This is a genomic window from Mesorhizobium temperatum (genome assembly GCF_002284575.1).
GTDB classification, from domain to species: domain Bacteria; phylum Pseudomonadota; class Alphaproteobacteria; order Rhizobiales; family Rhizobiaceae; genus Mesorhizobium; species Mesorhizobium temperatum.
The window spans coordinates 323,299-348,713 of the sequence record NZ_NPKJ01000060.1 but is presented as its reverse complement, the minus strand read 5'-3'; the positions used below and the strand labels follow the sequence as shown (position 1 = coordinate 348,713).

Genomic DNA, 25,415 nt, shown 5'->3' with positions numbered 1-25,415 from the left:
TTGATTTGGAGGGAAAAGGGCGGCTAGCGAGCCGCCTTTTTTCTTGCTCGCCAATCCTTGGCTGTCAGCCTGTAGAACACATGCCGCTTGAGCATGGCGTGGCTGTCCGGAATGCCGGGGTGGTCGAAATCTCTGGCCGGATCGGCGACCATGCCCAGGCGTTCCATGACGGCGGTGGACCGGCTGTTATCCCTAACAGCGAAGGATACGATTTCCTCGAGGCCAAGCGTTTCGAATCCATAGGCGAGCCAGGCTTCGGCTGCCTCGGTGACATAGCCATGGCCCCAGAATTCGGGCGCCAGGCGCCAGCCGATCTCGACGGTGCCGGCCGGCAAGAAGAGCAAATGATCGGTTCGGGTTATGCCGACGAAGCCGATGCATTGGCCGGTGACGGCGATCTCGGCGGCTGAGAAGCCGAAACCGTCACGGTCGATGACGGCGCGCAATTCATCCATCTTGACGTCGGCCTGCGCGCGGTCGCGGCGAAACGGAAAGTATTCCATGACGCGCTCGTCGGAGTTGATGCGGTAGAAGAGCTCACGGTCGCGATCCTCCCAGTTGCGCAGGATCAGGCGCTCGGTGCGGATCGGCGTCACTCTACAAATTCCTCCCGCCGGTAGCCCTGCAGATAGAGAAGCGCGGTCAGGTCGCCATGATCGATGCGGAATTTTGCCTCCGCCGCCACGACCTGCTTGGCATGAAGTGCCACACCGGTGCCGGCAAGGCGGATCATGTCGAGGTCGTTGGCGCCATCGCCGACAGCAAGGGCGTCGGCGGTCGTCAGCCCGAGGCGCGCCGAAATCTCAAGCAGCGCATCGGCCTTGGCGGCGCGCCCCAGGATCGGCTCGGCCACCAGCCCGGTGAAGCGGCCATCCTGCTCGATCAGGCGGTTGGCGCGGTTCTCCTGAAACCCGAGCATGGCGGCGATGCGTGAAGTAAAGACATTGAAGCCACCCGACACGAGTGCAGTCCATGCGCCGCTGGCCCGCATGGTCTGGACAAGCGCGCGGCCGCCGGAAGCCAGCGTCAGGCGGTTGGCGATGACGCGGTCGACCACGATAGCGTCGAGGCCTTTCAGCAGCGCCACCCGCTCGCGCAAGGCCGGCTCGAAAGCGATCTCGCCATTCATCGATCGCGCCGTGATGGCGGCGACGTAGTCCTTGACGCCGATCTCGTCGGCAAGCTCGTCGATGCACTCCTGGTCGATAACAGTCGAATCCATATCGGCGATGAGGATTTTCTTCCGCCTTCCCTCGGCCTGCTGGACGATAACGTCGACCGGTTCGGGTGCGAGCACGGCGCGCAGGCTGGCGGTCGTTTCAGCGGCTTCGGCCGTCTCGGGCAAAGCGAATTCGCAGGCGATGCCGTCGGCCAGCCAGCGAACAGTGCTTGCGCCGACCGACAGTGACGCCATATTCACAAGCGCCGGCGACAATGCGCGGCCGGCGGGATGGGACACAAGCGTGGCGATCAGCGGCATCGAAAATTCCGGCGGGCAGGCGGGCGAGGGCCGCGTTAACAACGCGATCCTGATAGCCGGGCCGACCGCCAGCGGCAAGTCCGCCCTGGCACTTGACCTCGCCGAGCGCAATGGCGGCGTCGTCGTCAACACCGATTCCATGCAAGGCTATTCGGTGCTCGACGTGCTGACGGCGCGACCGACTGCTGCCGAGCTCGCTCGCGTCCCGCATTTCCTCTACGGACATGTCCATCCCTCCACCCCCTATTCCACCGGCGCCTGGCTGCGCGATGTGATGAAGCTCATCGACGACGGTGCGTTCTTGGAACGGCCGGTCGGCACGTTCTTCGAACGGCCGGCGATTTTCGTCGGTGGTACGGGGCTTTATTTCCGGGCGCTTGCGGAAGGCATTTCGGAAATGCCCGACATTCCGCAGTCGATCCGTGATCGCTGGCGCTACGAACTCCAGGAGCAGGGCGCGGCCAAGCTGCACCGCATCCTGCTGCGCGAGGATTCGGCAGCCGGCATGATGCTGAAGCCGACCGACGGCCAGCGCATCGTGCGAGCGCTGGAGGTGCTCGACGCGTCGGGCCGTTCCATCCTGGAATGGCAGGCGGAGCGCGGCCGTCCGTTGATCGACAGAGCCAGCACGCGCTTCTTTGTGATCGAACCGGAGCGAGCGGAGCTGGTGGAGCGGATCGAGGCGCGGTTCGACCGCATGCTGGAGAAAGGTGCTCTCGACGAGGTCAGACGGCTGACCGATCTTGGCCTCGATCCGGACTTGCCGGCGATGAAAGCGATCGGCGTTCGCGAACTGCAGGCCGCAATGGCCGGCGAGTTGAGTTTTCCCGAAGCGATCGAGCGCGCGAAGATCGCGACGCGACAATATGCCAAGCGCCAGGCGACCTGGTTCAGGCATCAGTTGGGTCCGGAATGGCTGAGATTGCGCTCCGGTGATCGTGTGGAATCCACGATCTCGGATACCCTTTCCAGTGCAACCTGAAAAGTTGATTTTGAGGGGAGACTTCCCGTTGAAGTTGTCCTAATTAACCCTCCGTAAGCCCGTCCATGTCATAACGTCTTTGGGAATTTTCCAACGGGGAGCAGATGCGTTTTCACAAGGCGGAATCAGCCTTTTTCGTCTTTATCTTCGTGATCCTGGCCGCCGGCCTGGTGACGCTTCACGCCTATGGGCTTCTGCAAGCCTTCGCCGAAGAGGTTCATACACCCGCCAGGGTCGACGAGATCATCTATCTCAACAAGCTGTTGTTTGGGACCGGCGTGCTTTTGGCGACTGCCCTGTTCTTCGGCATTTTCTTCATCTACCCGCTGATTCGCAAGCAGGCGACGGAAGAAGGCAAGTTGCGCGCCATGACGGTTTCGCTCAGCGCCCGTTCGGAAACACTGGAGCATGCGGCGCTGACCGACGGCCTGACCGGTATGCAGAACCGGCGCTATTTCGACGATGCACTGAAGGAATATCTTGAGGAATTCCGCCGCATCGAGAAGCCGGTCGGGCTGATGATCCTTGATCTCGACCATTTCAAGCAGGTCAACGACACCCACGGCCATGATGTTGGTGACCAGGTGTTGCGGGCGGTCGCCAGCTGTCTCAAGGACATGACACGCTATCACGACGTGGTGGCGCGCCTGGGTGGCGAGGAGTTCGCAGTGGTCACGCCCAACATGGATGCCGAACTTCTGTCCAAATTCGCCGAGCGCATCCGCAAGGCGATTGCCAACATGTCGATACTGTCCGGCAATGTCCGCCTGAAGATCACCACCAGCGTTGGCCTTGCCGTCTGGGACCGCAAGGAAACCGCCGAAGAGTTTTATCGCCGCGCCGACCGCCAGCTGTATGAGGCCAAGAGGCAAGGCCGAAACCGCGTCTGCGCCTGAAATCCCGGAGAGAATTCATGAGGCCGGCCGACTGACGCAGCTTTCTCGACTTCCGGTGCTCATGGACTCAAATGTCCACTCCGCTCCGGGTTCTCGAAAGCCACGTCATTCGATCCGGCCTGATGAATCCCTTCCGGGATTTACCCAAGTCTAGAGAGTGACAAAGTCTTCAGGATTCATCGGCCGCTGGGCTCAATCGTTTTGCGGGCGCAAGCCGAAGGTTGCGGGTTTCAGGCCATAGCGCATGTCGAAATCGTCGTCGGGTTGGACGCGCGGGACGGGCGGCTTGCGATAGTCGGGATCGCCGGCCTGACGGCCGGAATCCACGACTTCGGCGAAGGCCATCGCCTGCTGCGGTTTTGGCACGTTGCGCAGCCTTTCGACGATCGCCACCAGGTCGACATCCTTGCCGGTTTCGGACGGTAAGGCTTCCTCGCGCTTGGCCGTGCCGGGAATCAGCTCATCGGACATTTTTTCGAACTTCAGCCGCATGGTCGTCGCCACGCCCTCACCGAAGGCGATGGCTTCGCGCTGGCCCATCGAAGACAGAAATGCCAGCGTCGAGGCCGAGGAATCGGCGATCGCCGAGCGGATGATCGCCTGGTCCTGCTCATTGGCAAGCCGCATGGCGAAAAAGGTCGAGCACTGCGACAGGATGGTGGGATCGAGCTCGCCCGGGCGCTGGGTGACGATGCCGAGATAACAGCCATATTTGCGGCCTTCCTTGGCGATGCGCGACAGCGCGTGTCGGGTCGGCGCAAAACCAAGGCGCGGGTCGGCCGGCATATAGCGGTGTGCTTCCTCGCACAGCAAAAGCAGCCGCAGCCGGCCTTCGCTCCACAGTGCAAGGTCGAAGGCCAGGCGCGCCAGCACCGAACAGACGGAATTGACCACTTCCGACGGCATGCCGGCCATCTCGAAGCAGGTCACCGGGCGCCCGTGATGCGGCACGCGGAAAATATTGCCGATCGTCTCGTGGATCGTATCTTCGATCAGCCGCGAATTGAACATGAAGCGGTAGCGCGGATCCGAGGCTGCCGATTCGATGCGCGTCTTGAGCGACTTGAGGGTGGGGCGGTCGTTCTTGCTTTCCAGCAGTCCCATGCGCTCGTCGATCTGCTTGATAAGATCGACAACGCGATAGGGCACCGGCGTGTCCGCGGTCAGTGCGTCAGTGCCGCGCCTGAGATACGTGCCCGAATTCGGGTTGCGATACAGGTTCTTGGCTGCGGGAATGAGATCGCGCAAGGCATCGACCTCTTCCGGCACGGTCTCGCGCCCGCGAAACAGCACTTCGGCAAATTCCTCGAGCTTGAACATCCAGAAGGGCAGGTCCAGCGTCGTCGAATCGACCCTGACGCAGTGCTCGGGCAAGGACGCGGCGAACTCGTTGTGCGGATCGAGGATAAGAACGCGCAGGTCGGGTCGAGCGGCGATCGATTTGCGCAAAAGCAGCGAGACAGCGGTGGATTTGCCGACGCCTGTGGTGCCGACAATGGCGAAATGGCGCGCCAGCGTGTCGTCGATGGCGATGTTGGCGTCGATCGCCTCATCCTGTGACAGCGTGCCGATGGTGATCGAATGACGTCCGGCGAGATCATAGACCGCCTGCAGGTCGCGGCTGCGGATGCGGTGGGCGATGGCGCCGATATGCGGATAGGTGGTGATACCGCGGTCGAAAATCGGTTTGGCGCCGGACTCGGCGCCGTCGCGGACCTCGCCGATGAGCTCGATGCTGACCTCGATCGGGTTCTGGCCCGCATTGCTCCAGGCGCGATCCGACTTGCCGATCTCGTAGACCAGGCCGACGGTTCGCGTGGCGCCGAGATTGATGGAGATCATCTTGCCGACGCTCCAATGGGCGGTGACCGTGCCTTCGGCATCGGCGGCATGGGCGCTGATGGTGGCGCGCGCGCCGTCGCACTGGACGACATTGCCCAGAATGCGGTTGTCGTTCTGCTCCGCCTTGCGGCGCTCCTGCAAAGTCGGCTCTCCGACGGAGGCTTCGCGGTCGACGAACATGGACAGGCTGTTTCCCATTTCCCCAGGCAATCGACCTTACACCGACGGGGTTAAGGGGGGATGAGGTCGGATGGTGTAGGGGACATTAAACCATTCGCAAAAATTGGACCGATCGGCCCCCTTGCTCGACTCCAGAATTTCGATATACCGGATGAATGACTGATATAGCGAACGATATCTCCTCGACCATCGGCAGGAGAATACACTCCGAAAGAGCCTTGAGGGACTGGTCGCTGGCGGAGCTCGCGGACCGGTCCGACGTGTCGAAAGCCATGCTCAGCACGATAGAGCGCGGCAAGACGAGCCCGACCGCGGCACTTCTCGTGCGGATCGCCGCGGCCTTCGGCATGACGCTTTCCACCCTCATCGCGCGGGCCGAGCTGCAAGGCGGTGGGCTGCTTCGCGAAAGCGATCAGCCGCTCTGGCGCGATCCCGCCACGGGCTATGTCCGGCGGCATCTTTCGCCAGTCTCGGACATGCCGCTCGAACTGATCCGGGTCCAATTGCCGGCGGGGGCCAAGGTGAGCTTTCCGGCAGCGTCCTATGCCTTCATCAGACAGCAGATATGGCTGATTTCCGGACGGCTGGAATTCACCGAGGGCAACATCGTGCACAATCTCGAACCGGGTGACTGCCTGGCGCTTGGCGCGCCGTCGGATTGCACCTTCCACGCTCCGGGACCGGCCGCCGCCGACTATCTGGTCGCGCTGGCAAGAGGCTGAGGCAATGACGTGTCGCCCCAAACGCACCGACAATGGCGGGCCGCCCCTTGACGACTATGAGGGTCCGCCATGGGGCAAGGGCGACGCCTACATCTTCCTTGCCTGGCAGGCGGCCCACGCCAAAGCCTGGAAAGCGCCAAGCCGTGACGTCATGTTGATGCGGCTGGACAAGGCCGAGCGGCTGGGCCTGACCTATGAGGAATACACGCTCGAACTGCTGGAGCGCGGGCGGCATCTGCAGGAAGAAGATGCCGAGCGCATCGCGGAAATTCGTCGGGCCAGGAAGCGAAGGCGTGCCAGCCTTTCCGACTGACGGCAGCGACGATCACGGCTTCACAGTCGTTTCATCTTGTTCAAGGACCAGCTCACGCATGAGTTCCATCGAAATCAAGGCTCTGACACAAACTGCGGAAACGCACGCAATGCTGGTCGATATGGTGATCGAGACGGTTGCGGCCGGTGGATCAGTCAGTTTCATGCATCCGCTGGCGCCGGACTTGGCAGGCGCCTTCTGGAGGAAGTCGCTTATTGCGGCTGCAAGAGGCGAAAGAGCTGTGCTCGGCGCCTGGGACGGCGAGGCTCTGGTCGGCACCGTTACCTTGCTGCTCGACTGTCCCCCCAACCAGCCGCACCGGGCCGAGATCGCCAAGCTGATGACCCGCGTCGATCATCGCGGCAAAGGCGTGGCCACCCGCCTGATGCGGGCGGCCGAAAGCCTCGCCGTCGAGAAGGGCCGCACACTGCTGGTCCTGGATACAGCGACAGAGGAGGGCGCTTCCGGTCTCTATGACAGGTTGGGCTTCACGCTTGCCGGTGAGATACCGGGCTATGCATTGAAGCCGCATGGCGGACTAACCGGTACGCTTATCTACTGGAAGCGCATCGGCCAGTCCCGGTGACAGCCCTGAATTTCTATCCCGTGTGGTGGACCTGCTGCAGCCCGTAGACCGGCGTTGCGATGCCCTCGTGCCGTGCTTTCAACTGCAGCGACAGGAACTGCGAATAGTGGCGTGACTGGTGCAGATTGCCGCCATGAAACCAGAGTGCTTCCTGTTGCGTCGGCTTCCACATGTTGCGCTGTTCGCCCTCCCAAGGACCGGGATCCTTGGTGGTGTTCGAGCCGAGACCCCAGCACTTCCCGACTTTGTCGGCGACCTCTTTCGAGATCAGCTCCGCCGCCCAGCCGTTCATCGAACCGTAGCCGGTGGCATAGACGAGGACGTCGGCCGGCAGTTCGGTGCCGTCGCTGAGCAGGACCGAATGTTCCTTGATCTCGGTCACGTCGACGCCGCTCTTCAGCTTGATGGCGCCGTCGATGATGAGCTGTGAGGCGCCGATATCGATATAGTAGCCGGAACCGCGCCTGAGATATTTCATGAACAGGCCGGAGCCGTCGTCGCCCCAGTCGAGCATGAAGCCGGCCCTTTCCAGGCCCTCGTAGAAGGCAGCATCGCGCTTCTTCATCGTCTCGTAGAGCGGAATCTGGAATTCGTGCAGGATCTTGTAGGGCAGGGAGGCGAAGATGAGATCGGCCTTGGCCGTCGTCATGCCGTTTTGCACGGCTTGCTCCGAATAGAGCGCGCCGAGCCCGATATCCATCAGCGTGTCGGATTTGACGATGTGCGTGGTCGAGCGCTGCACCATGGTGACGTCGACGCCGGCTTCCCAGAGTGCGGCGCAGATATCATGCGCGGAATTGTTCGAACCGATGACGACGACCTTCTTGCCAACGTAGCTGTCCGGACCGGGATGTTTCGCAGAATGGTGCTGATCACCTTTGAAATTCTCCATGCCCTTGAACTTCGGGGTGTTGGGCCGGCCAGACATGCCGGTGGCCAGCACCAGCTGCTTCGGCTTCAGCGTTATGTCCTTGCCATCGCGATGGACGACGACCGCCCATTCCTTTTTCTCGTCGTCATAGGCGGCGCTCTTGGCCTCCGTGGAGGACCAGTAGTTCAGCTCCATGACCTTGGTGTACATTTCCAGCCAGTCGCCGATCTTGTCCTTGGGCGAGAAGACCGGCCAGTTCCTGGGGAAGTCGATATAGGGCAGATGATCGTACCAGACCGGGTCGTGCAGGCAGAGCGACTTGTAGCGCCTGCGCCATGAATCGCCGGCACGCTCGTTCTTCTCGACGATGATGGTCGGCACGCCGAGTTGCCTCAGCCGGGCACCGAGCGCGATGCCGCCCTGGCCGCCGCCGATGATCAGCGTGTAGGGCTGACTGACAAAGCCAAGTTCGGCGGCTTCTTTCTCACGCTCCTCTTTCCAGGTCGGCCGGTTTTTTCCGTGACCATGCTTGGCGCCCAACGGCCGGGCGAAGCCGGCGGGTTCCTCATGACCCTTCAGCTCGACCATGGTGGTGAGCAGCGTCCATATCTTGCCGTTCTTCAGCCTGATATGGCCGAAGCCGCGCGCGACCTCCGTTTCGAAACTGATCCAACCTTCGAGCAGCCCGTCGCTCTCGGCGGCGTCTTCGCCCTTGGCGATCGCCCAGTTCGAAGGTCTTGTCTTCGCCAGCTGGCTCGTCAGCATGTCGTGCACCTGGTCGCGACCTTCCATGGTCTTGATGTTCCAGGTGAAGGTCACCAGGTCGCGCCAGTAGCAGTCTTCCTGAAAGCACCCGACCGCCTTGTCGATGTTGCCGGCGGCAAGCGCTGCGCTGAATTGGTCGAGCAGGTCGGACAGTTTCTTGGCTGGGGCCTTGTCGAGCATCAAATTTCCTCCCGTGAAGTCCTGGTCGTCATCGTGGCTTTGCCGGACCCTCCCAGCCCGGTTGACCGGAGTATCGCGGCAAACTGTGCGCCGCGTCACGTCGTCAAATAGTTTGGTGTGGTTTCAATGGCTTATCGGGATGATTGCGGACCTTGGTACTGCCGGCGATCGTACCGGAGCGGTGTCTTGTGGCGAAAATAGCTGGCTCAATGCGATGATGGTCAACGGGCGCGTCTGATGCGGGCAACGGGTTCAAACCCTTTTGATCCTGTGCACATTCGCCGTTGACAGCGGCGCAAAACCAATTCTATTGTCCGCCACCATGAAAACGGCACTCATTCTCGTAGTAGGAAAGCGCGTGGGCAAGGCGGTGTAACCGCCGGGCGAAAACCTCCCATGCGCAGACACAGGCTCCCTCGGGGGCCTTTTTTATTGCCCGAAACACGACTAAACGACCAGCAATCGCCCGATGGCGAACAGTACGGGACCAGACCGATGAGCAGTGGACAGAACGAGCGGCGCGAAATGACGGGCGCCGAAATGGTGGTGCAGGCGCTGAAAGACAACGGCGTCAAGCATGTTTTCGGCTATCCGGGCGGCGCGGTTCTCCCGATCTATGATGAAATCTTCCAACAGGACGAGGTCGAGCACATCCTCGTCCGTCACGAGCAAGGCGCGGGTCATGCGGCGGAGGGCTACGCGCGCTCGACCGGCAAGGCCGGCGTCATGCTGGTGACATCGGGGCCGGGAGCCACCAACGCGGTGACGCCGCTGCAGGATGCGCTGATGGATTCGATCCCGCTGGTCTGCCTGACCGGTCAGGTACCGACCTCGCTGATCGGCTCGGACGCGTTCCAGGAGTGCGACACGATCGGCATCACACGCCCCTGCACCAAACACAATTGGCTGGTGAAGGACGTCAACGAGCTCGCGGCAATCATCCACGAGGCCTTCCACGTCGCAACGACAGGACGTCCCGGTCCGGTCGTCGTCGACATCCCGAAGGACGTGCAGTTCGCCAAGGGCATCTACGTGCCGCCACAGACGGCGCCGCGCACGAGCTATCGGCCTAAGGTCCAGGGCGACCTGGAAAAGATCAAGGCGGCGGTCGAGCTGATGGCCAACGCCAAAAGGCCGATCCTCTATACGGGCGGCGGTGTCATCAATTCCGGTCCGGAGGCCAGCCATTTGCTGCGCGAACTGGTCGACCTCACCGGCTTCCCGATCACCTCGACGCTGATGGGCCTTGGCGCCTATCCGGCTTCGGGCAAGAACTGGATGGGCATGCTCGGCATGCACGGCACCTATGAAGCCAACATGGCGATGCATGATTGCGACGTCATGGTCTGCATCGGCGCGCGCTTCGACGACCGCATCACCGGCCGGCTCACCGCGTTCTCGCCGAACTCGAAGAAGATCCATATCGACATCGATCCGTCGTCGATCAACAAGAACGTCCACACCGATGTGCCCATCATCGGCGATGTCGGCCGGGTGCTGGAGGATCTGGTGCGGCTGTGGCGGGCGACCGCCAAGGCCGACAAGAAGGCGCTCCACCCGTGGTGGGAGCAGATCGCGAAATGGCGGGCGCGGGATTCACTCGCCTACAAGATGAACCACGAAGTGATCATGCCGCAATATGCCGTCCAGCGGCTCTACGCGCTGACCAAGGACATGGACACCTACATCACCACCGAGGTCGGCCAGCACCAGATGTGGGCGGCGCAGCACTATCATTTCGAGAAGCCGAACCGCTGGATGACCTCCGGTGGGCTCGGCACGATGGGCTACGGCCTGCCGGCGGCGCTCGGCGTGCAGATCGCGCACCCGGACGCGCTGGTCATCGACATTGCCGGCGATGCCTCGGTGCAGATGACGATGCAGGAGATGAGTGCGGCGGTGCAGCACGAAGCGCCGATCAAGATCTTCATCCTCAACAACCAGTATATGGGCATGGTGCGGCAGTGGCAGCAGCTTCTGCACGGCAACCGGCTGTCGCATTCCTACACCGAGGCGATGCCGGATTTCGTCAAGCTTGCCGAAGCCTATGGCGGCCACGGCATTCGTTGCGAGAAGCCGGACGAGCTGGACGACGCGATCAAGGAGATGATTTCGGTGAAGAAGCCGGTGATCTTCGACTGCCGGGTCGCCACACTTGCCAACTGCTTCCCGATGATCCCGTCGGGCAAGGCGCATAACGAGATGCTTCTGCCGGACGAGGCGACCGACGAGGCGGTGGCCAATGCCATCGACGCCAAAGGCAGGGAATTGGTGTAACGCCCAAGCCGAGGCAGGGCTTGTCGGAAGAAGCCGTGCGGAAACAGAGAAACAGCTCAAAAGTTTGAAATCGAGAACCATGTCATGAACGCACAGCTTCAACCGACCGGCTCCGCCTATTTCATAGCCAAGGAAACGGAAAAGCCGGAGAACCACACGCTTTCCGTGCTGGTCGACAATGAGCCGGGCGTGCTGGCCCGGGTCATCGGCCTGTTTTCCGGACGCGGCTACAACATCGAGAGCCTGACGGTTTCCGAAACCGAGCATGAGAAGCATCTGTCGCGAATCACCATCGTGACGCGCGGCACGCCGCATGTGCTGGAGCAGATCAAGCACCAGCTCGAGCGCATCGTGCCGGTACACCGTGTCGTCGATCTCACGGTGCGCTCGCACGAGCTCGGTCAGGAACGGCCGCTGGAGCGGGAACTCGCGCTGGTGAAAGTGGCCGGCACCGGCGAAGCTCGTGTCGAGGCGCTGAGGCTGGCCGACGCCTTTCGCGCCAGCGTCATCGATGCCAACACCGAGCATTTCATCTTCGAGATCACCGGCAAGGGCTCCAAGCTCGACCAGTTCATCGCCATCATGAAGCCGCTCGGACTGGTCGAGATCTGCCGCACCGGCGTGGCGGCGATGAATCGCGGCCCGCAAGGGATGTGATGGTCCGGCGCTTTGGGTCCAGTGCTCTGGCGCCGCCTGTATTTATTCTGTCGCTTGATCCTGATCTTCTGGCCCGGCTGCCGCCGTGAGGTGGCCTTTGTGCGTCTGAGGTAAAAGGACAATATTGCTGACCTGCTTGGGAGGAAGCCATGACCCTCGACGCATTCCTTGCCCTGCTGGTCTATGCCTTCGTGACCTCGATCACGCCGGGTCCGAACAACTTCATGCTTCTGGCCTCCGGCGTGAATTTCGGTTTCGCCAAAACCATTCCCCACATGCTGGGCATCAGCATCGGCTTCCTCGCGCTGTTGTTGGCTGTCGGCTTCGGTCTGGGCGCCGTGCTGGCTGCGTTTCCGGTGCTGCACACCGGATTAAAGATCGCGGGCGGCGTCTACCTGCTCTATCTCGCCTCGAAGATCGCCATGTCGCGTTCGCTCAGCGGCAAGGGCGAGGCCAAGGCGCGACCGATGCGGTTCGTCGATGCGGCAGCGTTCCAGTGGGTCAATCCCAAGGCGTGGGTGATGGCGATCACCGCCATGGCCGTCTATGCCATTCCGGAGCATCCGTTTCTGTCGGTGGCGTTGGTCTCGCTAGCCTTCACCGTCGTCAACCTGCCGAGCGTTTCGGTGTGGGCAGGTTTCGGCACGGCACTGCGCGGTTTTCTGTCGGACCCGGTGCGGCTTAAATGGTTCAACATCGCCATGGGCGTGCTGCTGGCAGCGACACTGTGGCCGATGCTGCGGTAGCTGTCGTTTATTGTGCACTGCACATTAAATCTTCGTAATGCCGGGTTTTGGCACTTTTTCGCCTCCGGCGCCTTCTATCTATTTGGTGAAACCGCGGCACAAGGCTGCGAGTTATACAAAGATATGACCACCGAACCACGGCGTGTCGGATAGAAGGCATTTGACGATGCATGGAAAGATCGTGCTTGCGGTGCTTGCGGTCGCCTGCCTTGTCGCGGCCGGGCTCTATCTTTCGCCCGCGGCAATGGACGACGTCCGGCAGATGCTGTCAGCGGGTCAGGCGGCGCCTGACAAACCGGCGGCCGCCGCAAATGCCGCACGTTCGACCTCCGTGGTTGCCGCCACTGCTTCGGCGGCCGACTTTCCGATCCGGCGCTACGCCATTGGCTTCGTATCCTCCCCCGCCGTAGTCAGCGTCAACGCGCGGATCTCGAGCCAGATCACATCGATCGCCGTCAAGGACGGCCAGATGGTGTGGGCTGGCGACCTTCTGTTCTCGCTGGACGATCGCGCGCTGAAGGCGCAACTGGCCCGTGACCAGGCGACGCTCGCCAAGGACCAGGCGCTGCTTGCCAGTGCGACGGCCGATCTTGAGCGCGCCAGGAATCTTGTCGCCAGGCAGGCTGGCACGCAGCAAACCTATGACCAGGCGATCGCCGCGCAGAAATCCGCCGCGGCCACGGTCGATGCCGACAGGGCGACGATCGATGCGGACGAGGTCCAGCTTGGCTTTGCCACGATCACGGCGCCGATTTCCGGCAGGCTGGGCGCGGTCAACGTCGCGATCGGCGATCTCGTCACCACCAGCAGCGGCAGTAGCACATCGGCCCCGCTGGTGACCATCACCCAGATGGACCCGCTGCAGGTGAACTTCAATCTTCCGGAAGGCGATCTTGCCTTGCTGCACAAGGCGCTGGCGGCGCCGCAGGAAGGTGCAGTCACGCTGACCAGGGACGGCGACCCGACACCGATCGGCAAGGGGACCCTCGATTTCGTCGATTCCAGCGTCGACACCGCCTCCGGCACGATCGCAACGCGGGCCAGCGTGCCCAATGCCGATCTTTCGCTGTGGCCGGGCCAATATGTCAATGTCGTGCTCGATGCCGGCATCATGCCGCAAATGACCTCGGTTCCCACGGTTGCGGTGCAGCCTAGCCAGAAGGGGCCGTTCGTCTATGTGATCAAGCCCGACAACACGGTGGAGGTGCGGCCCGTGCAGGTCGCACTGAGCGAAGGCGACAACAGCGCTATCGGCGAAGGGCTGAAAAGCGGCGAACGTGTCGTCGTCGAGGGCCAGGCAAAGCTGAAGAACGGCTCCCCGGTCCACGAAGGCGCGGCCAGTGATCAGGCGTCTCCCAAAGTTGCTGAGGTTGGCAAGGCGGGCGGGACGCGGCCATGATCTCCGAATTCTGCATCCGCAGGCCTGTCGCCACCCTACTCATGTCGTTTGCGCTCGTGCTGGGCGGGCTGTTCGCTTACAAGTTCCTGCCGGTCGCCGCTTTGCCGAGCGCCGAGTTTCCGGTGGTCAACGTCTCGGCCTCGCTGCCCGGCGCCTCGCCGGAAACCATGGCGACCTCGGTGGCAACGCCGCTGATCAAGCAGTTTACCACCATCGCCGGCATCGATTCGATCTCGACCACGAATTCGCTCGGTTCGACCTCGATCGCCATCCAGTTCGTGCTCAATCGCGATATCGATGCAGCCGCTGCCGACGTGCAGGCGGCGATCGCACGAACGCAGCGGCAATTGCCGCCTGAGATGACCAGCCCGCCGAGTTACCGCAAGGTCAATCCGGCCGATGCGCCGATCCTCCTGATGTCGCTGGTCAGCGACACGGTTCCGCTGACCGATCTCGATGCCTTTGCCGAGAATGTGATCTCGCCGTCGCTGTCGACGATCGAAGGCGTGGCGCAGGTCTCGATCTTCGGCCAGCAGAAATACGCGGTGCGCGTTCAGATCGATCCGACGGCGCTCGCCGCACGCGGCATTTCGATCGACCAGCTGCAGACGGCGATCGCCTCGGCCAACAGCAACACGCCGCTCGGCGTGCTGCAGAACGACAAGCAGCAGCTGACGATCACCGCCAATACGCAGCTGAACAACGCGGCGGGATTTTCCAATATCATCATAGCCACCAAGAACGGCCGTCCGGTGCGGCTCGGCGAGGTGACGCGCGTCATCGATTCGGTCGAGACCACGACGACAGCCAGCTGGTACGACGGCACCCGCGCGATCATCATGGCCGTGCAGCGCCAGCCCGATGCCAACACCGTCGACGTCGTCGACCGCGTCAAGGCGATGCTGCCGTCCTTCCAGGATCAAATGCCGGCGGCCGCCAGTATCCGGTTGCTCAACGACCGCTCGACTTCGATCCGCGAGGCGGTCGACGACGTGCAGTTCACGCTGCTGCTCACCATCGCGCTGGTGGTGATGGTGATCTTCCTGTTCCTGCGCCGGGTAACGGCGACGATCATCCCGGCGGTGGCGGTGCCGATCTCGCTGATCGCCACGCTCGGCGCCATGTTCCTGTTCGGCTTTTCCATCGACAACATCTCGCTGATGGGGCTGACGCTGGCGGTCGGCCTTGTCGTCGACGACGCGATCGTGATGCTGGAGAACATTTTTCGCCACATGGAGGAGGACGGGCTCTCGGCCCTCGACGCGGCGCTCAAGGGCGCCCGCGAAATCGGCTTCACCATCATCTCGATTTCGATCTCGCTGGTCGCTGTGTTCATCCCCGTGCTTTTGATGGGCGGAGTGATCGGGCGCATCTTCAACGAGTTTGCGGTGGTGGTGACGGTCGCCATTCTGGCGTCGATGTTCGTGTCGCTGACGCTGACGCCGATGCTGTGCTCGCGGCTTTTGTCGGTGTCGAAGGCCGAGCGCGATGCAGCGCAGGGTAAACGTCACAGGCACAATGCCTTCATCCGGGGTTATGACTGGCTGCTGACGTTTTGCCTGCGGCACAGTTTCCTGGTTTTTCTCGTCTTCGTGGGGACGGCCGCACTGTCGGTCTGGCTGATCCAGACCTCGCCGAAGGGTTTTTTCCCGCAGGAGGATATCGGCCAGATTTCGGTGACGACCACGGCGCGCCAGGACATTTCGTTCGACGCCATGGTGAAGCTGCAAGGGCAAGTGGCTGATGTCTTCACCCATTCACCCTATGTCTCGCATGTAGGGTGGTCGGTAGGCAGCGGAGACAATGCGCTCAACCAGGGCCGGCTCTATGTGCAATTGAAGGACAAGGACCAGCGCCCCGATATCGACAAGGTGCTCTCGGATCTGCGGCGGCAGCTGGCCAATGTCCCCGGCATCGAAACCTTCATGCAGCCGGTGCAGAATCTGCGACTTGGCGCGCGCGCTTCGGCCAGCGCCTATCAACTCGTCGTGCAGGGCCTCGACATCGGCGCGGCGGACGTTTGGGCGCAGAAGCTCACCGATGCGATGGCCGCCGACCGCAGCGCCTTCACCGACGTCACCAATGATTTGCAGAACAACGCCTTACAGGCGTCGCTGGTGGTCGACCGCGACAAGGCGGCGACGCTCGGCGTCGACACCGATACGTTGCGCTCCAGCCTCTATGGCGGGTTCGGCACCGAGCAGGTGTCGACCATCTTCGGTTCGGCCGATAGCTACGAGGTGATCATGGAGCTCGACCCGAGGATCGAGTGGTCGCCAGAAAGGATGCTGGCGATCAAGGTGAGAACGGCCAGCGGCAGCCTGGTGCCGCTCGGCGCCTTTGCTCGCGTCGATCGGACCGCCGGCGCCTTGACCGTCAATCAGCTCGGCCAGCTTCCGGCGGTGACCATTTCCTACAACCTGCCGCAGGGCGTCGCGCTCGGCGACAGCGTGACCCGCATCAATGCGCTGAAGGAAAAGATCGGCATGCCGGCGACGATCTCGACCACCTTTTCGGGCACGGCGAAAACCTTCCAGGATTCGCTTGCCAACCAGGGCCTGCTGATCGGCGGCGCGATCCTGACCATCTACATCGTCCTCGGCATCCTCTACGAGAGCTTCATCCACCCGCTCACCATCCTGACCGGACTGCCGTCCGCCGTGCTCGGCGCGCTTGTTGCGTTGCGGCTTGCGGGAATGGACCTCTCGGTGATCGCGGTCATCGGCATTCTGATGCTGATCGGCATCGTCAAGAAGAACGGCATCATGATGATCGACGTGGCGCTCGAACTCAGGCGCGACGGGATGTCGCCGCTCGATTCCATCCACAAGGCCTGCCTGATGCGCTTCCGGCCGATCATGATGACGACGCTGGCGGCGCTGATGGGCACGATCCCGATCGCGCTCGGGACCGGCGCCAGCGCCGAACTGCGCCAGCCGCTCGGCGTGGCGGTGGTCGGCGGCCTGGTCGCTTCGCAAGCGCTGACGCTGTTCGTCACGCCGGTGATTTATGTCTACATGGAGCATTTTTCCGGCTGGCTTGTCGGGCTGTGGCCGAAGCGTCGGGACGAGCAGCTACCGGTCGAAACCGCCGACCAGCCGTCGCTGTTCGAGGGCGGAGAAGAGTTGCAGGGCGAGCCGCAGAAGGCGGCAGCGGAATAGATGGGCTGGCCCATGCTGTGGCGCTTGCGGTGGGATGCTTGCAGCCGTAATTTACAGCCATGTCCCACAACCACAACCACGACCACGATCACGACAACGAGCTTGATCCTTTTGCGGCCCGGGTGCGCGCGCTGGAGACGATCCTCACCCAGAAAGGGCTGATCGATCCGGCCGCGATCGACGTGATCGTCGACACCTACGAGACAAAAATCGGTCCGCGCAACGGCGCCAAGGTGGTGGCGAAGGCGTGGGTCGACCCTGACTTTGCCGCCCTGCTGAAACGCGACGCGACGGCTGCGATCGGTTCGCTCGGCTACACCGGCCGGCAGGGGGAGCACATGCAGGCCGTGTTCAACACGGCGGACACCCACAACCTCGTCGTCTGCACGCTGTGCTCGTGCTACCCGTGGTCGGTGCTTGGCTTGCCGCCGGTGTGGTACAAGGCGCCGCCTTATCGTTCGCGCGCGGTCATCGATCCGCGCAGCGTGCTCGAGGAATTCGGGCTTACGTTGCCGGACACGACAAAAATCCGGGTGTGGGATTCCACGGCCGAGTTGCGTTACTTGGTCGTGCCGATGCGGCCCAACGGCACCGACAGCTGGAGCGAGGAGCTGCTGGCGGATCTGGTGACGCGCGACGCGATGATCGGCACCGCACTGGCGCGGGAGCCGGCATGAACGGGCCGCAGGATCTTGGCGGGCAGATGGGGTTCGGGCCGGTCGCACCCGAAAAGGACGAACCCTATTTCCATGCCGACTGGGAAAGGCGGGCGCTTGGCGTGACGTTGTGCGCCGGCGCCATGGGCGCCTGGACGATCGACGAGAGCCGGCATGCGCGGGAATCGCTGCATCCGGCCGATTATTATGGCTCCAGCTACTACGAGATCTGGATCAAGGCGCTCGAAACCTTGCTGAAGCGACATGGTTTTGTCAGCGACCGCGATCTGGCCGCGGGCAAGGCGGTCGACCCTGCCGCGACGCCAAAGCGGGTGCTGAAGGCCGAAAACGTGCCTGATGTGTTGGCTAAGGGCGGCCCCTGCGACCGGCCGGTTGCCACGCCGGCGCGGTTCAAGGCTGGCGACCTCGTGCGGACGAAGAATTTCCATCCGACCGGCCACACAAGGCTGCCGCGCTACGCACGCGGCAAGCAGGGCGCCGTCGAGGCGGTGCGCGATGGTTTTGTCTTCCCCGACACGAATGCGCATGGGCAAGGCGAAAACCCGCAATGGGTCTATACGGTGGTTTTTGACGGCGCGGAGATCTGGGGCGAGGGCGCCGACCCGACGCTGACGGTGTCGATCGACGCCTGGGAGAGTTATCTTGAACCGGCGTGAGTCGAAGTCAGTCACCGCGACGCTGCCGGCGGGCGTCGAGGCGCCGGTTTTCGCCGAGCCATGGCAAGCAGAAGCCTTCGCCATGACGGTCGCGCTGCACGACAAGGGCCTGTTCTCCTGGCGCGAATGGGCGGACGCCTTGTCCGTGGAGGTCAAGAAACCGCGTGCCGCAAGCGACGGGCATGATTATTACGAGCACTGGCTGGCGGCGCTGGAAAAGGTGCTGTCGGCCAAAGGCGTTGCCGGCAAGGGCGACGTCGATGCGCTGGCTGCCGCCTGGGAACGCGCAGCGCATGCGACGCCGCATGGCAAGCCGATCCTGCTCGAGAACGATCCCAGCCCGACCGAAGGTCGTGGCGGCCCGACCGGCTAGTGGTATCGGCCTAACATAAGAGTCCTGCTTGGATTCCCTTTGGCGAAAGCGCATACGAGTCTGGCGCAGGCGCACAGGAATATCCTTCACCGTTTCGCCGACCGATCGCCAGCGACTGATGGCTGTCGTCAAAGACCGCAATGCGCCGCAGAAGCACGTCTGGCGCGCCGAGATCATCCTACTGAGTGCCGACAGCGCCGGTACCGTCGAGATCATGCGGCAGACCGGCAAGTCGAAGACCTGCGTGTGGCGCTGGCAGGAGCGCTTCGCCGCGGCAGGCTTCGAAGGACTGTTGCGCGACAAGACGCGGCCATCGCGCATTCCGCCTCGGTCCCGAAGTGGCGGAGCGCGTGGCGGCGCTGACGTTGCAGGACCCACTTGGCGAAACCACGCACTGGACCGCCGATATGATGGCCGAAGCCGCCGGTATCAGCGCCAGCGCGGTACGCCGCATCTGGAAGGCGCACGGCCTTCAGCCGCACCGCTGGCGGCAGTTCAAGCTGTCCAACGATCCACAGTTCGTCGACAAGCTGCGTGACGTCGTCGGCCTCTATGTCGACCCGCCAGCCCACGCCATCGTGCTGTCTATCGACGAGAAGAGCCAGATCCAGGCACTCGACCGTACGCAGCCCGGCCTGCCCATGAAGAAGGGAAGGCTCGGCACCATGACCCACGACTATAAGCGCAATGGTACAACGACCCCGTTTGCCGCCCTCAACGTGCTCGACGGCACCGTCATCGGCAGGAACATGCAGCGCCATCGTCACCAGGAGTTCATCCGCTTCCTCAACGCCGTCGATGCCGAGGTGCCGGCCAGCAAGGCCATCCACGTCGTCATCGACAACTAGCCGCCCACAAGCATCCTAAGGTGCGTGCCTGGCTCGACCGCCATCTGCGTTTCACCTTCCACTTCACGCCAACCTCGTGCTCGTGGCTCAACGCGGTCGAGGGCTTCTTCGCAAAACTGTCGAAGCGTCGTCTCAGACGCGGCGTCTTCCACTCTGTCGTCGACCTCCGGGCTGCCATCAACCGCTACCTCGCAGAACACAACCAGAAACCCAAACCGTTCACTTGGACCGCCGACCCCGACAAAATCATCGCCGCCGTCAAACGTGGGCATCAAGTGTTAGATTCCATCCACGTGGTGAAAATCTGACGCTTGGCACCGGAGCCGAAATTCCGGTTTCGACCCCTCATAACAGGCGGCTGGTTTGAGCCCGATGCGGGCATTCAGTCAGTTTGACTCCACCCCTAGTGACATCGAGCTGACTTGAGTCACCTCAGGGTGTCGAGAAACGCCTTGGCCTCTCTCAGGTCGGGGGTCTCGAAGCCCTCGGAGAACCACTCATTCACGGGCACGAGCAGGGTGTGGGCATCGGCAGGCTTGCCTTGGTCGCGCCAGAGCCGGGCAAGACCGGTGGCCGCACGCAACTCCCAGGACTTCGCGGATTGACGCCGGGCGATTTCGATCGCGTGCTCAAATGCGGCGCTCGCCTCATCTGGTCTTCCGTCCGGCAGGGCTGCCAAAAGCTGCCCGCGCAAGCGATACAGTTCGGCCTCCGGCCAACGCTCCCCTGTCCCCTCGACCACTGCCAGAGCCTCATCCAGTGCACCGACCCCCCGTTGCATGTCCCCCGAGAGGGCACAAGCCTCGGCCAGCAGGCCCAGGAAGAACGGACGCATCCACGCCGCGCCGCTCTTCCCCCAATCCGCAAGCCCGCGCTGGATCGCTTCTATCCCGGCGGCCTCCTGACCGTGGCGAGCCATGGCCCAGCCCTGGACCACCGTCGCGCTGGCGGCCCATAGATCCAACTTGTGTTCCCGGGCCAGCTCCAGCAACGCCGCCGCATGCGCCGCGGCCGCGCTGTCGTCGCGGCCAAAAGCCCCCACCAGCGCGCTGTACATCAGGGCAAACCCGAGGGTGTTCTTATGGCCGACCCGGTGGGCTAAGGCCAATCCCTCGGCTTGTCGGCGGGATGCCTGATCCGGGTAGCCCAGCAGCCACAGCACCCAGGTCAGGTGGGCGAGCGCGGACACGCCAAGGTCCTGGCCAAAAACAAAGGCCGTCGAACCATGCCGTTCCGGGTCGTACAGCGCAACGGCACACTCGAGGTGCTCGCGGGCGGCGAGCAGCTCGCCCCCCACCTCATCTGTCGCGCCGCACATCCGGTGCGCCAAGCACAGCCGCTCCGGGTCTGGGTGCAGCTCGGCCAAGGCGAGAATTTGCCTGGCCAGCTTCTGCTGCTCGGGAAGCGCCATGCGTACGAATTGGACAGCCCAGAACCCATACAGCACAGGAAACTGTTGTGATGCGTCGCCTACGGCCTCTACCAACTCCTGCGCCCGGGCGAAAGCGGAGGCGGTCTCAGGTGCTGCGTGGCCGTACCGGGCAATGCACGCCTGACCAAGCATAGTCTGAAGATGAAGTTCGCGCTCTGCCCGGGCGCGGCTCTCGGGCAAGGTCCGCACGAGGTCAATGCTCCGGGTGAGATGGCCGATGGCTTCCGCAACGGCCGAGCGCCGGAAGGTGCGTTCCCCGGCCCGCTGCCAGTAGTCCGCAGCCCGCTCGGTCAGTTCCGCCTGGGTAAAGTGATGGGCCAGCAGCTCAGGTTGGGTTTCGACCACCTCCGGCCAGCGCTCTTCCAGTACCTGGGCGATCCGGGCGTGCAACTTCTGGCGTGTGCCACGCAGGAGGCTCACGTAGGCGGTGTCCTGCACGAGCGCGTGCTTGAACGTGTAGGTCGCTTCGGGCGGCGTGCCGCGCCGGAACGCGAGACCAGAATTGACGAGCTCGTCCAGTCCCTGCGCCAACGCTGCCTCGGGTAGTCCCGCCACGGCGGCCAGCAGCTCATGGTTGAACTCCCGGCCGAGTGCCGCGCCGATCTGCGCCACCTGCTTGGCGGCCGGCAGCCGATCCAGCCGAGCGGTCAGTGAAGCCTGCAAAGTGCTCGGGATCGGAAGCGCCGAGACAGCAGCATCGGGCTGGCTGGCACTCTCCAGCACGGCTTTGGTCAACTCCTCGATGAACAGGGGCACACCGTCGGTCTGCGCCACGATCCGATCCAGCATTCCGGCCGGTAATGCTTGGCCCACGACCACCTGAGAGGCGAGCGTCGCGGCTTGACGCGGACTGAGACGGCTCAGCGCCATCAAGGTCACGCCCGCCAGACCGACCCAGGGCGCCTCAAACTCCGGCCGGAAGGAGATGACCACCAGCACTGGCAGCGAGGCCAAGCGCATGATCAACCTGTCCAACAGCTCCAGCGAGCTTGGATCGGCCCAATGCACGTCCTCGAACAGCATCAGCACGGGGGATCGGCGGGCCCGTTCATCGAGGATGTGAAGCAGTGCCCCGAAGGTCTGCTCCTTCTTGCGCTCCGGGCTGAGAGCCAGTGGCGGGTACCGCTCGCCACCCGGCACGCCGAGCATCTCGGCAATGAGCGCCAGCTCATGCGAGGCGGCGAGTGGGTGTAGCAGGGTTTCCAGCCTGACGAGCCGAGCCTCCGCAGGCTCGCCGTCCACGAAGCCTACCTCGTTCTTCCAGCGTGCGATGATCGGTTGGAGGGCGCTCTCACGGTGATGGGGCGAGCAGAAGTACTTGAGTTTGAGATGCACCTCTCCAGCTACGTGCTCCTCGAGCGCAGCGATCAGGCGGGACTTGCCGATGCCGGGCTCGCCGGCGATGAGCACGACCTGCCCTTCGCCGCCCTTCGCCTGCCGCCAGCGGCGCAGCAGCAGATCGAGCTCGTCATCGCGCCCGACCAGCGGCGTGAGGGCGGCCGGATGCATCGCGTCGAAGCGGCTCTGAACCATGGCCTCGCCAAGCACCTGCCAGGTGCGGACAGGGCCGGTTAGCCCTTTGAGGTGAACCGCACCAAGCTCGCGGCACTCGAACAGGCCGCCGATGCGCCGCCGTGTTTCCGCGTCGATCACTGCGCATCCAGGATCAGCAAGGGATTGTAGCCGCGCGGCAACGTTCGGGGTCTCGCCGATTACAGCCTGCTCCTGTGCGGCCCCGGCCCCCAGCAGGTCGCCCACGACGGCGAGGCCACTGGCGATGCCGACGCGTGCGGACAACCGCTCATCGGCGGGCGCAATCTGGCCAACCGCTTCCAGCGTGGCCAAGGCGGCGCGTACTGCGCGCTCGGCATCGGCCTCGTCGGCCTGGGGCCAGCCGAAATAGACCAGGACTCCATCGCCCATGTACTTCGCGACGAAGCCGCCGAAGCGACCAACCGTCTCGGCAATGCGGCGGTGGTAGGTCCCGATCACCTCGCGCATGTCCTCGGGGTCCAGGTGCGCGGCGAGCGCCGTGGAGCCGACGAGGTCGACGAACATCACACTAAGTTGGCGCCGCTCCGCCTCAGGGGACGGCAGGGCCACTGTCCCGGAGATCGTGCTCTGTGGCTGGATGGATGGGGACATGGCTGGAGGCGAGCCCGCGCGCACGGCGGCGATGGCGGCGAGCAACTTGCGGCGGTGGCCGATCGAGACGACGCCAAGTCCGCTCAGATCATCGGCGGTGAGGTCAGCTAGGACGTCGCCATCGATGTCGTTCTCGCGGAACGTCTGTTCGTACTGTCCCAGCCCCAGATCGCGCAGCCACGCGCCAATGTCCATGGCCCTCTCCCGGGTTCGTGGCGACCGGAACGCTAAGGTCTTCAATCTACCCCAAAATCGCGGAGAGGGCATGATGAAACGTCACGAGCTACCTTCGGATTAAGGGCAGCTCGTGGCAGCACCAAGCAGACTTTCGCCGCTCTGTCGGCCAGCTTCCGCTTTCCACCTAAAACCGAAGTCTGTATCGGGTACTAAGCGTCAGGTTTTCACCACTAGGTCGTGGCGGCTCGACTTCGTTCTCTTTACGTTCCGTCTTCTGCCTGATAACTTGCGCCATTGGAGCGGTGCGGCCCGCCGCCGATGATCTTGTGACTGTGGCCGTCGGCCTTGTCTTTCCCTCGCGAATCCGGTCTCTCGCGCTGATGGAATTCTCTCCTCAACAGGACGACGCGCTGAAGGCGGTCGCCACCTGGCTCAAGGCCGGAAAGCCGCAGCTCTTCCGGCTGTTCGGCTATGCCGGCACCGGCAAGACGACGCTGGCGCGCTATTTCGCCGAACATGTCGACGGCCAGGTGCAATTCGCAGCCTTCACCGGCAAGGCGGCGCAGGTGCTGCGTTCCAAGGGCGCAGTCAATGCCCGCACCATCCATTCGCTGATCTACCGGCCGAAGGGCGAGGAATCGGTAGCGGACGAGGTAACCGGCAAGACTTCGATATCGCCGACCTTTTCGCTCAACCGGCAGAGCCCGATCTCGCGGGCCAAGCTCGTCGTCATCGATGAATGTTCGATGGTCGACGAGCAACTCGGCCGCGACCTGATGAGTTTCGGCACGCCGATCCTCGTTCTCGGCGATCCCGGCCAGTTGCCGCCGATCTCGGGCGGCGGCTTCTTCACCGAGCATGAGCCGGATATTCTGCTCACCGAAATCCACCGGCAGGCACGCGACAACCCGATCATCCGGCTGGCGCTCGACGTGCGCGAGGGGCGCGAATTCATGCGCGGCGACTATGGCACGGCGCAGGTGATCGGCAAGGAAGATGTCACCCAGGAACTGGTGCTGAAGGCGGACCAGGTGCTGGTCGGCACCAACAGGACGCGGCGGCGCTATAATCAGCGGCTGCGCGAGCTGAAGGGGTTCAATGCCGACTACCCTCAGGCCGGCGACAAGCTTGTCTGCCTGCGCAACGACCCGGCCAAGGGATTGCTCAACGGTTCGCTGTGGAAGGTGATGACCTCGTCGCGCGAGACGGTGAAACCCGGCATCAATTTGCTGGTTTCACCGGAGGAAGACGATCCGGACCGCGGCGTCGCCAAGATCAAGCTGCTCAAAGCGGCGTTCGAGGACCCGGACGCCGACATTGCCTGGCAGCAGAAAAAGCGCTTCGACGATTTCGACTATGGCTACGCGCTGACCGTGCACAAGTCGCAAGGCTCGCAATGGAACGAGATCGTGCTTTTCGACGAAAGCTGGGCGTTCAAGGAAACCCGCCAGCGCTGGCTCTACACCGCGATCACGCGCGCGGCCGAACGGCTGACGATCGTCAGATAGGCGGATCGAGCCAGGACTGAGACTGCGTCACCGTGGGGCTAGCGGTCTGGCGCCGAGCCATTCCCAAGCGGATGCTTCGTCCTCTGCCTCGAAATGCCTGATCTCGACGGGCGAGGAAGCAGGCAGCAAGCTCTGTGCGCTGGGTACCCAGTTCGGCTCGCCGACCGCAGCGCAGCGGCCGACATGCTCCACGGCATGGGCCGTGCCCTGTTCAAGCGTTTCGTCCGACACATCGACCCAATCGACGCCATCATGGTCGATCAGGCGCACCAGCACGTCGATTTTCGGGTGCAGCGCGTAAGCCGCCTCCAGCAAACCGAACAGGTTTTCCGCATCGGCCGCCGTGACATGGCCGACGACGTCGATGGCGAACAGGTCGTCGCGGTCGGTGTCGATGCGGCGAACCGCCGGCACGGCTTCAAGATAATTCACGAGTCTTCCTCTTGCTGGATATTGTACGTCCCTCTGGAACACCGGAAACCCCCTGTCTGTTCCCGCCAAAGGCGTTATAGATGGCCGCAAATACATCCGGACCCAAGAAG

General features: G+C 63.1%; 20 protein-coding genes and 1 pseudogene. 15 read left to right on the top strand and 6 right to left on the bottom strand.

Translation table 11 applies throughout. The features are described from left to right. Positions 1 to 23 precede the first annotated feature (23 nt). Entirely contained in the window at positions 24 to 596 is a 573-nt protein-coding gene (locus tag CIT26_RS23175) for a GNAT family N-acetyltransferase (RefSeq protein WP_095494701.1), read from the bottom strand. Then, the gene (gene serB / locus CIT26_RS23170; protein WP_095494700.1) at positions 593 to 1,480 is read right to left on the bottom strand and encodes a phosphoserine phosphatase SerB; all 888 of its coding nucleotides are present in this window, start codon (positions 1,478 to 1,480) and stop codon (positions 593 to 595) included. The genes CIT26_RS23175 and serB overlap by 4 nt, the downstream gene beginning before the upstream one ends. Here serB and miaA point away from each other — a divergent pair. Together miaA and CIT26_RS23160 are read left to right on the top strand one after the other, a co-directional pair. Continuing rightward, on the top strand, positions 1,470 to 2,462 hold the full coding sequence (gene miaA, locus CIT26_RS23165; RefSeq protein WP_095494808.1) for a tRNA (adenosine(37)-N6)-dimethylallyltransferase MiaA: 993 nt from the start codon (positions 1,470 to 1,472) through the stop codon (positions 2,460 to 2,462). The genes serB and miaA overlap by 11 nt on opposite strands. Positions 2,463 to 2,566: 104 nt before the next feature. Beyond that, complete coding sequence (locus CIT26_RS23160) at positions 2,567 to 3,358, top strand: GGDEF domain-containing protein (RefSeq protein WP_095494699.1); 792 nt, start codon at positions 2,567 to 2,569, stop codon at positions 3,356 to 3,358. 192 nt (positions 3,359 to 3,550) lie between these two features. On the opposite strand, the gene CIT26_RS23155 is transcribed toward CIT26_RS23160, so the two are convergent. Next, entirely contained in the window at positions 3,551 to 5,380 is a 1,830-nt protein-coding gene (locus tag CIT26_RS23155; protein WP_095494698.1) for an ATP-binding protein, read from the bottom strand. 155 nt (positions 5,381 to 5,535) lie between these two features. Between CIT26_RS23155 and CIT26_RS23150 the strand changes: the two genes are divergently transcribed. The 3 genes from CIT26_RS23150 to CIT26_RS23140 are packed head-to-tail and all read left to right on the top strand — an operon-like array spanning position 5,536 to position 7,001. Continuing rightward, positions 5,536 to 6,102 (top strand): helix-turn-helix domain-containing protein, encoded by a 567-nt coding sequence (locus CIT26_RS23150; protein ID WP_095494697.1) that lies wholly within the window; start codon positions 5,536 to 5,538, stop codon positions 6,100 to 6,102. Positions 6,103 to 6,106: 4 nt separating this feature from the next. Then, entirely contained in the window at positions 6,107 to 6,415 is a 309-nt protein-coding gene (locus CIT26_RS23145; RefSeq protein ID WP_095494696.1) for a hypothetical protein, read from the top strand. 58 nt (positions 6,416 to 6,473) lie between these two features. Next, positions 6,474 to 7,001: a GNAT family N-acetyltransferase gene (locus tag CIT26_RS23140; RefSeq protein WP_095494695.1), complete on the top strand. Its 528-nt coding sequence runs from the start codon at positions 6,474 to 6,476 to the stop codon at positions 6,999 to 7,001. Positions 7,002 to 7,014: 13 nt separating this feature from the next. On the opposite strand, the gene CIT26_RS23135 is transcribed toward CIT26_RS23140, so the two are convergent. Further along, a complete protein-coding gene (locus tag CIT26_RS23135) occupies positions 7,015 to 8,817 on the bottom strand; it encodes an NAD(P)/FAD-dependent oxidoreductase (protein WP_095494694.1) in 1,803 nt (600 codons plus the stop codon). Positions 8,818 to 9,312: 495 nt separating this feature from the next. Here CIT26_RS23135 and CIT26_RS23130 point away from each other — a divergent pair, with 495 nt between their 5' ends. The 9 genes and pseudogenes from CIT26_RS23130 (at position 9,313) to CIT26_RS23090 (ending at position 19,919) form a co-directional block, all read left to right on the top strand. Then, positions 9,313 to 11,094, top strand: a complete 1,782-nt coding sequence (locus CIT26_RS23130; RefSeq protein ID WP_095494693.1) for an acetolactate synthase 3 large subunit — start codon at positions 9,313 to 9,315, stop codon at positions 11,092 to 11,094. 84 nt (positions 11,095 to 11,178) lie between these two features. Then, entirely contained in the window at positions 11,179 to 11,751 is a 573-nt protein-coding gene (ilvN, locus tag CIT26_RS23125) for an acetolactate synthase small subunit (RefSeq protein ID WP_095494692.1), read from the top strand. Between the two features lie 149 nt (positions 11,752 to 11,900). After that, on the top strand, positions 11,901 to 12,497 hold the full coding sequence (locus CIT26_RS23120; protein ID WP_095494691.1) for a LysE family translocator: 597 nt from the start codon (positions 11,901 to 11,903) through the stop codon (positions 12,495 to 12,497). A 166-nt stretch (positions 12,498 to 12,663) separates the two neighbouring features. Continuing rightward, positions 12,664 to 13,896: an efflux RND transporter periplasmic adaptor subunit gene (locus CIT26_RS23115; protein ID WP_095494690.1), complete on the top strand. Its 1,233-nt coding sequence runs from the start codon at positions 12,664 to 12,666 to the stop codon at positions 13,894 to 13,896. Continuing rightward, on the top strand, positions 13,893 to 17,057 hold the full coding sequence (locus tag CIT26_RS23110) for an efflux RND transporter permease subunit (RefSeq protein WP_095494689.1): 3,165 nt from the start codon (positions 13,893 to 13,895) through the stop codon (positions 17,055 to 17,057). Before CIT26_RS23115 ends, CIT26_RS23110 begins: the two co-directional genes overlap by 4 nt. Before the next feature lie 59 nt (positions 17,058 to 17,116). Next, entirely contained in the window at positions 17,117 to 17,734 is a 618-nt protein-coding gene (nthA, locus tag CIT26_RS23105) for a nitrile hydratase subunit alpha (RefSeq protein ID WP_095494688.1), read from the top strand. Next, positions 17,731 to 18,390, top strand: coding sequence for a nitrile hydratase subunit beta (gene nthB / locus CIT26_RS23100; protein ID WP_095494687.1), 660 nt, complete (start codon positions 17,731 to 17,733; stop codon positions 18,388 to 18,390). The genes nthA and nthB overlap by 4 nt, the downstream gene beginning before the upstream one ends. Further along, positions 18,377 to 18,763: a nitrile hydratase accessory protein gene (locus CIT26_RS23095; protein ID WP_167391518.1), complete on the top strand. Its 387-nt coding sequence runs from the start codon at positions 18,377 to 18,379 to the stop codon at positions 18,761 to 18,763. Before nthB ends, CIT26_RS23095 begins: the two co-directional genes overlap by 14 nt. A gap of 118 nt (positions 18,764 to 18,881) precedes the next feature. Further along, positions 18,882 to 19,919, top strand: a pseudogene (locus tag CIT26_RS23090) (IS630 family transposase). A gap of 119 nt (positions 19,920 to 20,038) precedes the next feature. On the opposite strand, the gene CIT26_RS23085 reads toward CIT26_RS23090, so the two are convergent. Further along, positions 20,039 to 23,383, bottom strand: a complete 3,345-nt coding sequence (locus CIT26_RS23085) for an AAA family ATPase (protein WP_095494686.1) — start codon at positions 23,381 to 23,383, stop codon at positions 20,039 to 20,041. A 362-nt stretch (positions 23,384 to 23,745) separates the two neighbouring features. On the opposite strand from CIT26_RS23085, the gene CIT26_RS23080 reads away from it, so the two are divergent. Further along, on the top strand, positions 23,746 to 24,873 hold the full coding sequence (locus CIT26_RS23080) for an ATP-dependent DNA helicase (protein WP_095494806.1): 1,128 nt from the start codon (positions 23,746 to 23,748) through the stop codon (positions 24,871 to 24,873). Positions 24,874 to 24,900: 27 nt separating this feature from the next. Here the strand turns inward: CIT26_RS23080 and CIT26_RS23075 are convergent, their stop codons facing one another. Beyond that, entirely contained in the window at positions 24,901 to 25,305 is a 405-nt protein-coding gene (locus CIT26_RS23075) for a SpoIIAA family protein (protein ID WP_095494685.1), read from the bottom strand. Positions 25,306 to 25,415: the final 110 nt, after the last annotated feature.